Raw genomic sequence first — 14,346 nt, 5'->3', positions numbered from 1 at the left:
CACGGAATAATTATTGTGGGGTAAGATAGCGAGAAACATCTTGTGCCACAATAAATTTCATGTGGGGTAAGCGGTCCCGCTCAGTCCATCGGCTGGTCCGGGCTGGCGGCAACCAGTTCCAGCGGCGCGGCCGGAGCATCCAGATGCTCGACCCCCAGCGGCGCGGTGGGTCGCGCCAGTCGCGACCTGACGACCCACAGCAGCCGCTGCTGCGCGCGGGTGATCGCCACATAGGCCAGGCGTTTCCACAGCGCCACGCCGGCCTCGCTGCGGCCCGACCAGGCGGCCGCGGCAATGTCGGGGGCAAAGACCTGCACATCCGGCCATTGGCTGCCCTGGGCCTTGTGGATGGTCACGGCCGCGCCGTGCAGGAAGGTTGCGCCCATGCGCGCGGCATAGGGGATAAAGGGTTCCTCGACATCCGGGGTCTCGATCTTGACGATGCTGGCGGCGGAAAGGCGCGGATCTTCGGCCCCGACGACATGCAGGCGCGAAAACCCCGGCTTGCGTCCCGGCCCCAGATAGACCACCTGCGCGCCCTTGATCAGGCCTCGCGCCTCAAGATCGATGCGCTTCTTGCGATGCTTCAGCGGCAGTTCCAGCCCGTCGCAGATCAACGGCTCGCCCGGCAGCAGGGCATCGCCTGGGGCGCCATAGGCGGCGCGAAAGGCCTGGATCAGCTTGACGCGGGTGATGTTGCGCCACACCAGGACCGGGCTTTGCGCCATCAGGTCGGATTCGACGCGTTCGGCCCAGACCACGCGCGGATCCCGGGCGGCGGCGTCGCGGATCATGCGCTCGAACCCGTCGAACTCCAGATCGGGGTCGGCAAGGGCATGGGCCAGGTCCAGGATGGGGCTGTCGTCCTGTTGGCGGTGGATGCGATTCAGCATCAGCCGCTGCGGTGCCGGCAGCCGGTCGAACACCATCTGCCCCGATTGCCCCACAGGTGCCAGCTGTGCCGGATCGCCAAACAGGATCAGCACGGGAAAGATTTCGCGCAGGTCCTGAAGCTGGCGTTCGTCCAGCATCGATGCCTCGTCGATCAGGCCGATGTCCAACCCGTCCTCGCGTCGTTTCCAGCCGCGGATAAAGTCCGAACCCCGCAGCCCGGCCGCCGCCAATGCGCCGGGGATCGAGGCGTGCTGGTCATAGAATGCCTTGGCCCGATCCAGCGCCGTCTCGGTCAGGCCCTCGATCACGCCTTCGACCTTCGGGCGGTCGCCCGCACCGGTCAGCCAGTCGGCGATGCGTTCATAGTCGGGATCATAGACGGGGGTGTAGAGGATGCGGTGAATGGTGGTTGCCGGCACGCCGCGGGTGCGCAGCACGAAGGCGGCCTTGTTCGTGGGCGCCAGGATCGCCACGCTGCGCCGGTCCTTGCGCCGCTTGCCCTCGTAATCGCCCGAAACCAGATCGACGCCGATGCCGCGCAGCGCCCTGGTCAGTTGCGCCAGCAGCAAGGTCTTGCCCGAACCGGCCTTGCCGATCACCGCCAGCACCCGGGACTGGCCTTCGACAGGCGGCGACAGTTCCTCGGAAATCAGATCGACGCCCGCCTGTTCCAGCGCAAGGGCAATGGCGTCCCAGGCCTCGGCCTGATCGGGGGAAAGCGCGGGTTGGGTCATGCGCCCTTGTAGCGGCTGCGGCGGGGGCTGGAAAGGGCGCCCGAGGGTTCAGCCGCGCTCGTCCTTTGGTGAATCCATCACCACATGGGTGGTGATGGTGGCGATCTGGGGGAATGCGCCCAGCACCTCGATGTGAAAGCGGCGATAGGCGTCAAGATCGGGCACTTCGACGCGCAGCAGATATTCCACCGACCCGGTGATGTTATGACATTCGCGCACCTGCGGCGCGGCGATGCAGGCGCGCTCGAAGGCCTTCTGCGCCTCGTTGGAATGGCGCGACAGGCCGACGGTGACATAGGCGGTAAAGCCCGCCTGCCGCGCCGCCGGCGACAGGACGGCGCGATAGCCCTGGATCAGCCCGCGCCGTTCCAGGTCCTGCACCCTTCGCAGGCAGGCCGAGGGCGACAGCCCCACCGCCGCCGCCAGCTGTTGATTCGGCATCCGGCCCTGCCGTTCCAGGATGCGCAATATCCGCGCGGAAATCTGGTCGATTTCGAAATCAGGTTGCAATTATGTTTCCAAGGAGGTGGTGAAAGATCAGGAATTGCGGGCGGGATGCCGCAATATTGCGCGGACGAATGGAGATGCGCAATGACCTATCAGGTGCTGCTGGCGCTGGCGGGATTCGCCTTTGCCACCTCGATCACGCCGGGGCCGAACAATATCATGCTGATGACCTCGGGCGCCAATTTCGGCCTGCGGCGCAGCCTGCCGCATCTGCTGGGCGTCGCGCTGGGCTTTGGGGCGATGGTGGCACTGCTGGGACTGGGTGTCGATCGGCTGATCGCGCAATCGCCGGCCCTGGCGCAGACAATGAAATGGGTCAGCATGGCCTATGTGCTGTGGCTGGCGTGGAAGATCGCGCATGCTTCCGCCCCCACAGCCGGGCGCGTCGCCGCGCGGCCGATGAGCTTCTGGGCGGCCTGCGCCTTTCAATGGGTCAATCCCAAGGCCTGGATGATGGCGCTGGGGGCGCTGTCGGCCTATGCTGCCAGCGCGGGCGGGGCCTGGGTGGTGGCGCTGGTCTTTACCCTGGTCAACCTGCCTTCGGTCACGGTCTGGACGGTGCTGGGGCAGGGGCTGCGCGGCGTGCTGCAACAGCCGGCGCGACTGCGGCTGTTCAATCGCAGCATGGCTGTGTTGCTGGTGCTGTCGATGTTGCCGGTGCTGACCCATTAGGACGGCACCGGCCGACCCGGGCTAGCCGCGAATGGCGGCCAGCATGCGATGCACGTTGTCGGGATCGGCATCGGGGGTGATGCCGTGGCCCAGGTTGAAGATGTGCGGGCCACCCGAAAACGCCTGCACGATGCGGCGCGTTTCGGCCTGAAGCCGGGGGCCGCCGGTCACCAGCAGGCGCGGGTCCAGATTGCCCTGGACGCAGCCGTCGCACTGGACATTGGCCGCTGCCCATTCGGCAGCGACGGAATTGTCCAGCGCCACGCAATCCGCGCCGGTTGCGCGGGCAAATCCGGCGTAGCGCGCGCCCGCCTCGCGCGGGAAGGCGATGATCGGGATGCCGGGGTGGCGCGACTTCAGCGCCTTGATGATGCGGCGCGCGGGGGCGATGGCGAAATCGTCGAAATCCGCGCCCTTGAGCGAGCCGGCCCAGCTGTCGAACAGTTTCACCACCTCGGCGCCGGCCTCGATCTGGGCTGACAGGTATTCGATGGTGCCCTGGGTTATGCGGTCGATCAGCGCCGAAAAGGCGGCGCGGTCGGCGGCCTTGAAGGCATGTGCGGGGCCTTGATCGGGCGTGCCGCGCCCGGCGATCATATAGGTCGCCACTGTCCAGGGCGCGCCGGCAAAACCGATCAGCGTGGTTTCGCGCGGCAATTCGCGCGACAGGATGCGCAGGGTTTCATAAACGGGATTGAGGGTGTCGTGAATCGCCTCGACCGGTTTCAGCGCCGCCACGCCGGCGGCATCGGTGATGGTCGACAGGCGCGGCCCCTCGCCGGTAACGAACCACAGCTTGGCACCCAGTGCCTGGGGCAGCAGCAGGATGTCGGCAAACAGGATCGCCGCGTCGAAACCATAGCGGCGGATCGGTTGCAGCGTCACCTCGGCCGCCAGTTCGGGCGTGTAGCACAGCGACAGGAAGTCGCCTGCCTGGGCGCGGGTCGCACGATATTCGGGCAGATAGCGCCCCGCCTGGCGCATCATCCACACAGGGGGAACGGGCAGACGCTCGCCCTTCAGCGCGCGCAGGATGGTTTTTTCGGACATGGATCACCTCTGGCCCCTTCATGGCCGGGTTGTCCCCGTTGTCAAGGCCGCGCGCCGGCGGTAATGCCGGGGCATGACCCAGATGCCCGATCCCCAGAACCCCCTTTGCATCGGCACGCGCGGCTCGGCCCTGGCCTTGGCGCAAGCGCATGAAACCCGCGACCGGCTGATGACGGCCCATGGCCTGCCCCAGGATGCCTTTCGCATCGTGGTGATCAAGACCACCGGCGACAGGATCCTTGACCGGCCCTTGAAGGACATCGGCGGCAAGGGGTTGTTCACCCGCGAGATCGAAGAGGCCCTGGCTGGCGGCGACATCGACATCGCCGTGCATTCGATGAAGGATATGCCCACCCAGCAGCCGGATGGGCTGGTGATCGACTGCTACCTGCCGCGCGAGGATGTGCGCGATGCCTTCGTGTCCGACCGCTACGGCGCCATTGCCGAACTGCCGCCGGGGGCGGTGGTGGGATCATCGAGCCTGCGGCGGCGCGCGCAACTGGCGGCGCGGCGCCCGGACCTGCGGCTGGTCGAGTTCAGGGGCAATGTGCAGACAAGGCTGAAAAAGCTGCAGGACGGCGTGGCGGTGGCAACGTTCCTGGCCATGGCCGGGCTGTCGCGGCTGGGCATGACTGATGTCGCCCGCTGCGCCGTCGATCCCGACCAGATGCTGCCCGCCGTGGCCCAGGGCTGCATCGGTGTGGAACGGCGGGCCGATGATGCGCGTGTCGCGGCGCTGCTGGCGCCGATCGCTGACCCCGACAGCGCCCTGCGCATGGCGGCCGAGCGTGCGTTCCTGGCCCGGCTGGATGGTTCGTGCCAGACGCCGATCGCGGGGCTGGCCGAGTTGCAGGGGGACCGGTTGCGACTGCGGGGCGAGATCCTGCGCCCCGACGGCAGTCAGGTGATCGCCGGCGAACGCCTGGGTCTGTCCACCGACGGCGCCGCCATGGGCCGCGACCTGGCCGAGGAATTGCGCGGCCGCGCCCCGGCCGATTTCTTCGACTGGACCTAGGCCAGCAGCAGCGCCAGCAGCGCCAGCGCCAGCAGGCCGATGGCTCGGCGATAGAGATCAAGACCCCGCCACAGCGCCTGCGCGTCCGGGTCGCGGGCGGTCCCGTTCAGCCAGGGTTCGTCGTTTTGCACGCCCTGATAGCTGCGGGGCCCCGACAGGCGCACGTTCAGCCCGCCCGCCATGGCCGATTCCGGCCAGCCGGCGTTGGGCGAGCGGTGCCTTCGCGCATCGCGCCAGATGACGCGGGCAGCGCGGCCGCCTGCGGGCGGGGATGCCAGCAACAACAGCAACGCCGTCAGGCGCGCGGCCGGCAGATTCACCAGATCGTCCAGACGCGCGGCCACACGTCCGAACAGCAGGTGGCGCGGGCTGCGGTGGCCGATCATCGAGTCGAGGGTGTTGATCGCCTTGTAGGCGGCGATGCCGGGCAGGCCCGCGATCGCTGCCCAGAACAGCGGCGCCACCACCCCGTCCGAGGCGTTTTCGGCCAGACTTTCCAGTGCAGCCCGCGCGATGGGCGCGGGTTGGTCGTCCAGGTCGCGGCCGACGATCTTGCCGACCTCGGCCCGGGCGGCGGACAGATTGCCCGCTGCCAGCGGGCGCGCCACCGCGGCGACATGGTCGTGAAGCGACCGCGCCGCCACCAGCGGCCATGCCAGCAGCCCCAGCAACACCGCGCCCCCCGGCAGCGGCAGCAACACCCAGCTCAGCGCCAGCGCCGGCAACAGCGCCGCAACCACCGTGACCGCCACCGCCAGCGCCCCGCGCAGGACGCGCGCGCGGCCGCGGTTCCAGCGCCGGTCCAGCGCCGCGATCAGCCGGCCGATCCAGACCACCGGATGTCCGATACGGCGATACAGCGCCTGTGGCCAGCCGATCAGCGCATCGACCAGCAAGGCGACAAGTGCGATGGTCAGCGTGGTGTCGCCGGCGATCATGCGTGCAGCCTGTTCACGGCCTCGACCCCCCAGCCGAAGGGGGTGCGGATCAGGATGCTGAGCGACAGCGGCTCAACGGCAAAGGCCAGCGCGGCGGGGCCGACCGCCAGCGCCAGCGCTGCCCGCACGGTGCCGGCATGGGCGACAATCGCCACCGTTCCCCGCGCCTGATGCAGCACCGGCTGCACCCGTGCGGCCATGTCCTGAAAGCTTTCGCCGCCCGGGGGGCGGTGCTCGGCCAATTGGGCGTGCGACAGCGCCCCCAGGTCCGGCATGCTTGCGCCGGGCTGTTCCCAGCTGCCGAAATCCTGTTCCCACAATGCCGGTTGCCATTCCGGCTTGATCCCCATTGCGGCGCAGGTCTGACGACAGCGCAGGGCCGGACTGGCCCAGAAGGTCGCGGCACTGTGCAATTGCGCTGCTGCCCAGGCCAGCGCCTGATGGTTTTCACAATTGGCAGGCGCATCGCGTCGCCCTGCCAGTCCCGGAACCGCAAGCGGCGCATGGCGCAACAGCAGCAGGCGGGATTCGGGGGCAGGGGGCATGGCGGCATCCGGGACTGTCGGGGATGGATGGCGCGCTGGGGTGGTCATGTCAATCCACGCAAAGGCTTGCGCCGAATCTGTCTCGCGCGCAGGATTGCCGCCACGCCGCACGACAGGCTTGACGCAGCCCCCGTGCAGATGGCATACGGCACGAAATGAACGCTCGTTCAATAACGGAGGGTCTGGCCGATGTTTACCTCGGGGATGGAATTCGATCTGGGCGAGGATGTGAACGCCCTGCGCGACATGGTGCATCGCTGGGCGCAAGAGCGCGTCAAGCCGATCGCGGCAGAGGTTGACCGCACCAACGAATTCCCCAACGAACTTTGGCCGGAAATGGGCGAGATGGGGCTTTTGGGCATCACCGTCCCCGAGGAATTCGGCGGCACCGGCATGGGCTATCTGGCGCATGTGATCGCGGTTGAGGAAATCGCCCGTGCCTCTGCCTCGGTCAGCCTGTCCTATGGCGCGCATTCCAACCTGTGCGTGAACCAGATCAAGCTGAACGGCACCGACGAACAGCGCCGCAAATACCTGCCCGACCTGTGTTCCGGCAAGGCCGTGGGCGCGCTGGCCATGTCTGAAGAAGGTGCGGGCAGCGATGTGGTCGGCATGAAGCTGCGGGCGGAAAAGAAGAACGACCGCTATGTGCTGAACGGCAATAAATACTGGATCACCAACGCGCCCGACGCCCAGACGCTGGTAGTCTATGCCAAGACCGATCCCGAGGCTGGCAGCAAGGGGATCACCGCCTTCATCGTGGAACGGGGGATGAAAGGTTTTTCGACCTCGCCGCATTTCGACAAGCTGGGGATGCGGGGGTCGAACACGGGCGAGCTGATCTTCGACAACTGCGAAGTTCCGTTCGAGAACGTCCTGGGCGAGGAAGGCCGCGGCGTGCGGGTGCTGATGTCGGGGCTGGATTACGAACGTCTGGTGCTGTCGGGGATTGGCACCGGCATCATGGCGGCCTGCCTTGACGAGGTGATGCCCTATGTCAAGCAGCGCAAGCAGTTCGGCCAGCCGATCGGTTCCTTCCAGCTGATGCAGGGCAAGATTGCCGACATGTATGTGGCGCTGAATACCGCGCGCGCCTATGTCTACGAAGTCGCCAAGGCCTGCGATGCCGGCAAGGTGACGCGTCAGGATGCGGCGGGCGCGGTGCTTTATGCCAGCGAACAGGCGATGGTGCAGGCGCATCAGGCCGTGCAGGCCCTGGGTGGGGCGGGTTTCCTGAACGACAGCGTGGTCAGTCGCCTGTTCCGTGATGCCAAGCTGATGGAAATCGGCGCCGGCACCAGCGAGATCCGCCGCATGCTGATCGGCCGCCAGCTGATGGACCTGGCCTGATGCGTTGGCTGGCGGTGCCGGCGTTGATGCTGGCTCTGCCCATGTCTGCCACGGCCGAGCAGGCCCCGGCCCGGGTGCCCTATGACTCCGCCGCGCTGTCTGCCTGTCTGGATCGCACGGCATCGCAGCGTGGCGACCTTGCCGGCTGCGTCGGGTCGCCGGCGCGTCAATGCCAGGAAAGCCTTCAGACGGCCGATCCGCCTGGGCTGGTGGGTTGTGTCGTGGCCGAGATGCGCGAATGGGACATGCTGATGACCGCCTGGCTGGAAAAGGCCCTGCAAGTGGCGCGTCAGCGCGACGGCGCCAATGCGGGGGCCGAGCCTCTGGCGCCGGTCCTGCAACAGGCGCAGGCCCATTGGGTCGGCTATCGCACGGAAATGTGCCGCTATTCGCTGCTGCTGGACGGCGCTTCGGATACGGCCAGTCTGGCGCAGGCCAATTGCGGGTTGGACCTGACCGCCCGCCACGCGCTGCGCCTGCATGCCTTGGTCGGTGACCGGCCATGAATGCCGGGGGGCCGATGCTGCGGCCCCCGGGTCGCGCCTGTCGGGCGCAAGCGACCGCCTTTCATCATGCCCCTGCTGTCCGGGGCGACAAGGGATGACAACATGAAACTGCTTTCCGCAGCCTTGCCGTCGTCCGATGCGTTCCGCGCCAACCGCGCCGCGCATCTGGACATGCTGGAAACCGTGCGCCGTGCGGCGCTGGCCGCAGCGGCCGGCGGCGGCGAAAAGGCGATGCAGCGCCATGTCGCGCGCGGCAAGATGCCGCCGCGGGAACGGGTGGCCAATCTGCTTGACCCGGGCAGCCCTTTCCTCGAAATCGGCGCCACCGCGGCGCATGGCATGTATGACAACGAGGCCCCGGGGGCCGGGGTCATCGCCGGGATCGGTCGCGTCCACGGTCAGGATGTGATGGTCGTGGCCAACGATGCCACCGTCAAGGGCGGCACCTATTACCCGATGACGGTGAAAAAGCACCTGCGCGCCCAGGAAATCGCCCAGCAATGCCATCTGCCTTGCGTCTATCTGGTGGACAGCGGCGGCGCCAACCTGCCCAACCAGGACGAGGTGTTTCCCGATCGCGACCATTTCGGCCGCATCTTCTACAACCAGGCGCAGATGTCGGCGCAGGGCATCGCCCAGATCGCGGTGGTGATGGGTTCGTGCACGGCCGGGGGCGCCTATGTGCCGGCGATGTCGGATGTCACCATCATCGTGCGCAACCAGGGCACCATTTTCCTGGCCGGACCGCCGCTGGTGCGCGCCGCCACGGGCGAGGTGGTCAGCGCCGAGGATCTGGGCGGGGGCGACGTGCACACGCGCCTCTCCGGTGTGGCCGATTACCTGGCCGAGGATGACGCCCATGCCCTGGCCATGGCCCGCCGCGCGATCGCCAACCTGAACCGCACCACCCCGGCAACGGTGCAATGGCAGTCGCCCGAGCCCCCCGCCTACGACCCCGAGGAGATTCTGGGCGTCGTTCCGGCCGATCTGCGCACGCCCTATGACATCCGCGAGGTCATCGCCCGCGTGGTCGATGGCTCGCGCTTCGACGAATTCAAGGCGCGCTTCGGCGAAACGCTTGTCACCGGCTTCGCACATCTGGAAGGCTGCCCCATCGGCATCATCGCCAACAACGGCGTGATCTTTTCCGAAGCGGCACAGAAAGGCGCGCATTTCATCGAACTTTGCTCGATGCGGGGCATCCCGCTGGTGTTCCTGCAGAACGTCACCGGCTTCATGGTTGGCCGCAAATACGAAAACGAAGGCATCGCCCGGCATGGCGCCAAGATGGTGACGGCCGTCGCGACGACCAATGTGCCGAAGATCACCATGCTGGTCGGCGGCAGCTTCGGGGCGGGGAACTACGGCATGGCCGGCCGGGCCTATTCGCCGCGTTTCCTGTGGACCTGGCCCAACAGCCGCATCAGCGTCATGGGCGGCGAACAGGCGGCGGGCGTTCTGGCAACCGTGCGCCGCGACGGCATCGAACGCGCCGGCGGCACCTGGTCGGCCGAGGAAGAGGCCGAGTTCAAGCGCCCCACCATCGAGATGTTCGAGCGCCAGAGCCACCCGCTCTATGCCTCGGCCCGGTTGTGGGACGATGGCGTGGTCGATCCGCGCCGCACCCGCGATGTGCTGTCGCTGTCACTGCGCGCCAGCCTGAATGCTCCGATCCCGGCGCCGCGCTTCGGCATATTCAGGATGTAGGACGATGGGCTTGCATCCCGCCGCGACAATCGCCGTTTCCTTCATTCCCGCGCCGGACCAGGCGGAACTGTCCGCCCCGCTCCCGCGCGCTACAGGAGCTGTCTGATGTTCCAGAAAATCCTGATCGCCAACCGCGGCGAAATCGCCTGCCGGGTCATCGACACCGCCCGCAAGCTGGGCGTGCGCACCGTCGCCGTCTATTCGGATGCCGACCGCGGTGCGCGCCACGTCTCGCTGGCGGACGAGGCCGTCCATATCGGCGGGCCGGCGCCACGCGACAGCTACCTGCGCGGCGATGTCATCATCCAGGCCGCGCTTGATACCGGGGCCGAGGCGATCCACCCGGGTTACGGGTTCCTCAGCGAAAACCCCGATTTCGTCGATGCGGTCACTGCGGCGGGTCTGGTGTTCATCGGACCTTCGGCCAGCGCCATTCGCAAGATGGGGCTGAAGGATGCCGCCAAGGCGCTGATGGCCGAAGCCGGGGTGCCGGTGGTTCCGGGCTATCACGGCGAAAACCAGGATCCGGCGCATCTGCAGGCGCAGGCCGACGCCATCGGCTATCCGGTGCTGATCAAGGCTGTCGCAGGCGGCGGCGGCAAGGGAATGCGCCTGGTCGAACGCGCGGGCGATTTCCCCGCCGCGCTGGAATCGGCCCGGGGCGAGGCGGCAACAGCCTTCGGCAACCCCGCCGTCCTGATCGAGAAATACATCCAGCAGCCGCGCCACATCGAAGTGCAGGTGTTCGGCGACGGCACGCGCGCCGTGCATCTGTTCGAGCGTGACTGTTCGCTGCAGCGCCGCCATCAGAAGGTGATCGAGGAAGCACCCGCCCCCGGCATGACGCCCCAGATGCGCGACGCCATGGGCGCGGCGGCGGTGCGCGCGGCCGAGGCTATCGGCTATGCCGGGGCCGGGACCATCGAATTCATCGTCGATGGCAGCCAGGGCCTGCGGCCCGATGGTTTCTGGTTCATGGAAATGAACACCCGCCTGCAGGTCGAACATCCGGTCACCGAACTGATCACCGGCGTCGATCTGGTCGAATGGCAGCTGCGCGTCGCCAGTGGCGAGCCGTTGCCCGCAAGCCAGGACCAGCTGACCATCACCGGCCATGCCTTCGAGGCCCGGCTGTATGCCGAGGATGTTCCGGCGGGCTTTCTGCCTGCCACCGGCACGCTGGCGCATCTGGCCTTTCCCGAACACGCCCGCATCGAAACCGGCGTGCGCAAGGGCGATGTCATCTCGCCCTGGTATGACCCGATGATCGCCAAGATCGTGACCCATGGCGCTACCCGCGCCATCGCGCTGCGCGAGCTTGAGGCTGCGCTCGAGGATACCGAGGTGGCCGGTTCGGTCACCAATGTCGATTTCCTGATTGCATTGACCCGCCATCCCGGCTTTGTCCGTGGCGAGGTCGATACCGGCCTGATCGGCCGCGATCTGGACAGTCTGGTCGAGGCCGCAGCCCCCGATCCGGGCAGCCGCGCGCTGGGGGTGCTGGGGCTTGCCGGTCTGGACGACCCGGCCAAGCGCGGCGGTGTCACCTTGTGGCAACCCCTGCGTCGCACCATTGCCTGGGACGGCGGCGAGGCGGTGCTGGAGGTTCTGGGCCCCGGCGCTGCGCGCGTGACCCTTGACGAGCGCACCCATCAGATCGGCTACGAAGGTGGCCGCTGGTGGGTCGATGGTCGGCCCCGGCGCTGGCGCATCGTCAACCATGCCGCCGGCAGCAGCGTCTTTGGCGGCCGCTCGCTGACGCTGGTGCCGCTGGACCCGCTGGCGCGGGGTGGCGCCGAGACCGGCGGCGGGCTGACCCTTTCGCCCATGCCCGGCCTGGTGAAGGCGGTATTCGTCAGCGCCGGGCAAGAGGTCGCGGCCGGTGACCGGCTGGCAGTGCTGGAAGCGATGAAGATGGAACACACCCTCACCGCCGCCCGCGACGGCCGCGTGGCCGAGGTTCTGGCCCAGGCCGGCGATCAGGTCGAGGCCGGCGCGCCGCTGATCCGGCTGGAGGACGAGGATGGATGAGCTGACGCTGTGGCATGTGCCGCAGTCACGCTCGATGCGGGCGCTGTGGTTGCTCGAGGAAATCGGCTGTCCCTTTCGGGTCGAGACGATGGACTTCTTCGACGGATCGCTGCGGCGCCCGCCCTATGACGCCATTCACCCCGTCGGACGGGTGCCGGCGCTGCGCGACGGCACCCACGTCCTGCACGAATCCGGCGCCATCGTCGAATGGCTGTGCGAGACCCGTGCGCCGCATCTGGGCTGCCCGCCCGGCGCACCGGGCCGCGCTGCATGGCTGGACTGGATGCATTTCGGCGAAACCCTGGGCCAGCACATCGCCAATCTGACGCAGCACCATATCGTGCTGCGCCACGACTGGCAGCGTTCGCCCACGGTCATGCGGCTTGAAACCGCACGGCTGTCGCGTGCGCTCGGTCTTGTCGAACAGGCGCTGGAGCGTCACGACTGGCTGATGGGGATGTTTTCGGGCGTCGATTGCCAGCTGGGCTATTCGGTCTGGGTGGCGGCGCGCTTCGTCGATCTGCGCGACCGCCCGTTGCTGGCCGCCTATCGCGACCGCTGCGCGGCGCGCCCGGCCTTTCAGCGCGCGCTGCCCCCGCCCGGCACGCCCGTGATCTATGAACGCGATTTCTATGAGGTGCCCGATGTCCCGGCAGGTTGAGATATTCGAGATGGGCCCGCGCGACGGGTTGCAGAACGAAAAGCGCCTGATCCCCACCGCCGACAAGATCGCGCTGGTCGATCTGCTGTCGCGCGGCGGCTATCGGCGCATCGAGGTGACCAGTTTCGTCAGCCCGAAATGGGTGCCGCAGATGGGCGACGCCGCCGAGGTGATGGCCGGCATCACCCGCGCGCCGGGCGTCAGCTATGCCGTCCTGACCCCCAACATGAAAGGCTATGAGGGCGCGCGCGCCGCGCAGGCATCCGAGGTGGCGATCTTTGCCTCGGCCTCCGAAGGCTTCTCGCGCGCCAACCTGAACGCGACCATTGCCGAAAGCCTAGAGCGGCTGGCACCGGTCGCGGCCGCCGCGCGCGCCGACGGTATTCCCGTGCGCGGCTATGTCAGCGTGGTGACGGATTGCCCGTTTGACGGGCCGACCCCGCCGGAGCAGGTCGCCCGCGTGGCCGCGGCGCTGCGCGACATGGGCTGCTATGAAGTCAGCCTGGGCGATACCATCGGTCAGGGCCGCCCGGAAAGCATTGATGCCATGCTGTCGGCGGTGCTGGACGAACTGCCTGCCGACCGGTTGGCCGGGCATTATCACGACACCGCCGGGCGCGCGCTGCAGAACATCGATGCCAGCCTGGCGCGCGGGCTGCGGGTATTCGACGCCGCTGTGGGCGGATTGGGGGGCTGTCCCTACGCCCCCGGCGCGGCCGGCAATGTGGCAACGGAAAAGGTGGCGCGGCATCTGGCGGCGCATGGCTATGACACCGGGCTTGACATGGCGGTGATCGAACAGGCGGCCGAGATGGCCCGCAAGATGCGAGGAGATCTGTGATGTCCACGATCCGGATAGAGACCGACGCGCGCGGCATTGCGCATCTGTGGCTGGCGCGCCCGGAAAAACACAATGCCCTGTCCGCGCAGATGATCCGTGAACTGACCGCTGCCGCGCAGACCCTGGGCCAGGATCCCCAGGTGCGCGCGGTTGTGCTGGCTGCCGAAGGCGCCAGCTTTTGCGCCGGCGGGGATCTGGGCTGGATGCAGGACCAGATGCGGGCCGATGCCGAAACCCGCCGTGCGGGCGCCCGCGAGCTGGCGATGATGCTGAATGCGCTGAACGAATTGCCCAAGCCGCTGATCGGTCGCGTGCAGGGCAATGCCTTTGGCGGCGGCGTGGGGATGATTTCGGTCTGCGACGTGGCGATCGGCGTGCCCGAGGCGCGCTTTGGCCTGACGGAAACCCGGCTGGGGCTGATCCCCGCCACCATCGGCCCCTATGTCCTGGCCCGCATGGGCGAGGACAAGGCCCGGCGCGTCTTCATGTCGGCGCGGCTTTTCGGTGCCGAAGAGGCGATGCGGCTGAACCTGCTGGCCGCCACCGCCGCCCCGGACGCACTGGACGCCGCTGTCGAGGCCGAGGTTCTGCCCTATCTATCCTGCGCGCCCGGAGCCGTCGCCGCGGCAAAACGGCTTGCCCGACGCCTTGGTCCCCCCATAACCGCCACCCAGATCGACATGAGCATCCAGGCGCTGGTCGATGCCTGGGAAGGCGGCGAGGCGGCCGAAGGCATTTCCGCCTTTTTCGACAAGCGCAAGCCTGCCTGGGCGGTGGCGCAGGGCTAGCCATTGCCAGGCTATTGCCTGCGATGCCATGCGGGCATAATCATTGCAGGCATCCGTGTCCGGATGGCCATGATCGCAGGGCGCATGGCTTCATCGTTTTCCCTGGT

14 protein-coding genes are annotated in these 14,346 nt (G+C 67.7%); 9 read left to right on the top strand and 5 right to left on the bottom strand.

All coding sequences use genetic code 11. From position 1 onward, the window contains the following. Positions 1 to 80: 80 nt before the first annotated feature. Positions 81 to 1,628, bottom strand: a complete 1,548-nt coding sequence (locus GB880_RS12710; protein WP_154494286.1) for an ATP-dependent DNA helicase — start codon at positions 1,626 to 1,628, stop codon at positions 81 to 83. Between the two features lie 48 nt (positions 1,629 to 1,676). After that, the gene (locus GB880_RS12705; RefSeq protein WP_327077761.1) at positions 1,677 to 2,069 is read right to left on the bottom strand and encodes an Lrp/AsnC family transcriptional regulator; all 393 of its coding nucleotides are present in this window, start codon (positions 2,067 to 2,069) and stop codon (positions 1,677 to 1,679) included. A gap of 150 nt (positions 2,070 to 2,219) precedes the next feature. On the opposite strand from GB880_RS12705, the gene GB880_RS12700 reads away from it, so the two are divergent. Further along, positions 2,220 to 2,807, top strand: coding sequence for a LysE family translocator (locus GB880_RS12700; protein WP_154494288.1), 588 nt, complete (start codon positions 2,220 to 2,222; stop codon positions 2,805 to 2,807). Between the two features lie 21 nt (positions 2,808 to 2,828). Here GB880_RS12700 and hemE read toward each other — a convergent pair whose 3' ends face one another. Beyond that, complete coding sequence (gene hemE, locus GB880_RS12695; RefSeq protein WP_154494289.1) at positions 2,829 to 3,857, bottom strand: uroporphyrinogen decarboxylase; 1,029 nt, start codon at positions 3,855 to 3,857, stop codon at positions 2,829 to 2,831. 73 nt (positions 3,858 to 3,930) lie between these two features. Between hemE and hemC the strand changes: the two genes are divergently transcribed. Continuing rightward, positions 3,931 to 4,872 carry a hydroxymethylbilane synthase gene (hemC, locus tag GB880_RS12690; protein ID WP_154494290.1) on the top strand — a complete coding sequence of 314 codons (942 nt, stop codon included), beginning with the start codon at positions 3,931 to 3,933 and terminating at the stop codon, positions 4,870 to 4,872. Here the strand turns inward: hemC and cbiB are convergent. Further along, the gene (gene cbiB / locus GB880_RS12685) at positions 4,869 to 5,810 is read right to left on the bottom strand and encodes an adenosylcobinamide-phosphate synthase CbiB (RefSeq protein ID WP_263467172.1); all 942 of its coding nucleotides are present in this window, start codon (positions 5,808 to 5,810) and stop codon (positions 4,869 to 4,871) included. The two genes, hemC and cbiB, sit on opposite strands and share 4 nt — an antisense overlap. Further along, a complete protein-coding gene (locus GB880_RS12680) occupies positions 5,807 to 6,355 on the bottom strand; it encodes a histidine phosphatase family protein (RefSeq protein ID WP_154493980.1) in 549 nt (182 codons plus the stop codon). Before GB880_RS12680 ends, cbiB begins: the two co-directional genes overlap by 4 nt. Before the next feature lie 189 nt (positions 6,356 to 6,544). Between GB880_RS12680 and GB880_RS12675 the strand changes: the two genes are divergently transcribed. The 7 genes from GB880_RS12675 (at position 6,545) to GB880_RS12645 (ending at position 14,239) form a co-directional block, all read left to right on the top strand. Further along, positions 6,545 to 7,705, top strand: coding sequence for an isovaleryl-CoA dehydrogenase (locus tag GB880_RS12675; RefSeq protein ID WP_154493981.1), 1,161 nt, complete (start codon positions 6,545 to 6,547; stop codon positions 7,703 to 7,705). After that, positions 7,705 to 8,211: a lysozyme inhibitor LprI family protein gene (locus tag GB880_RS12670; protein ID WP_154493982.1), complete on the top strand. Its 507-nt coding sequence runs from the start codon at positions 7,705 to 7,707 to the stop codon at positions 8,209 to 8,211. Before GB880_RS12675 ends, GB880_RS12670 begins: the two co-directional genes overlap by 1 nt. Before the next feature lie 102 nt (positions 8,212 to 8,313). Then, positions 8,314 to 9,918 carry a carboxyl transferase domain-containing protein gene (locus GB880_RS12665; protein WP_154493983.1) on the top strand — a complete coding sequence of 535 codons (1,605 nt, stop codon included), beginning with the start codon at positions 8,314 to 8,316 and terminating at the stop codon, positions 9,916 to 9,918. A 105-nt stretch (positions 9,919 to 10,023) separates the two neighbouring features. Next, positions 10,024 to 11,949 carry an acetyl-CoA carboxylase biotin carboxylase subunit gene (locus tag GB880_RS12660; RefSeq protein WP_154493984.1) on the top strand — a complete coding sequence of 642 codons (1,926 nt, stop codon included), beginning with the start codon at positions 10,024 to 10,026 and terminating at the stop codon, positions 11,947 to 11,949. Then, positions 11,942 to 12,610 (top strand): glutathione S-transferase family protein, encoded by a 669-nt coding sequence (locus tag GB880_RS12655; RefSeq protein WP_154493985.1) that lies wholly within the window; start codon positions 11,942 to 11,944, stop codon positions 12,608 to 12,610. The genes GB880_RS12660 and GB880_RS12655 overlap by 8 nt, the downstream gene beginning before the upstream one ends. Then, positions 12,594 to 13,451, top strand: a complete 858-nt coding sequence (locus GB880_RS12650) for a hydroxymethylglutaryl-CoA lyase (RefSeq protein ID WP_154493986.1) — start codon at positions 12,594 to 12,596, stop codon at positions 13,449 to 13,451. Before GB880_RS12655 ends, GB880_RS12650 begins: the two co-directional genes overlap by 17 nt. Then, positions 13,451 to 14,239, top strand: coding sequence for a crotonase/enoyl-CoA hydratase family protein (locus tag GB880_RS12645; protein ID WP_154493987.1), 789 nt, complete (start codon positions 13,451 to 13,453; stop codon positions 14,237 to 14,239). The genes GB880_RS12650 and GB880_RS12645 overlap by 1 nt, the downstream gene beginning before the upstream one ends. The last annotated feature ends 107 nt before the right edge of the window (positions 14,240 to 14,346 follow it).

The organism is Paracoccus sp. SMMA_5_TC, from assembly GCF_009696685.2.
In the GTDB taxonomy this organism is placed as follows: Bacteria; Pseudomonadota; Alphaproteobacteria; order Rhodobacterales; family Rhodobacteraceae; genus Paracoccus.
This window is presented reverse-complemented; position numbering and strand designations above follow the sequence as displayed.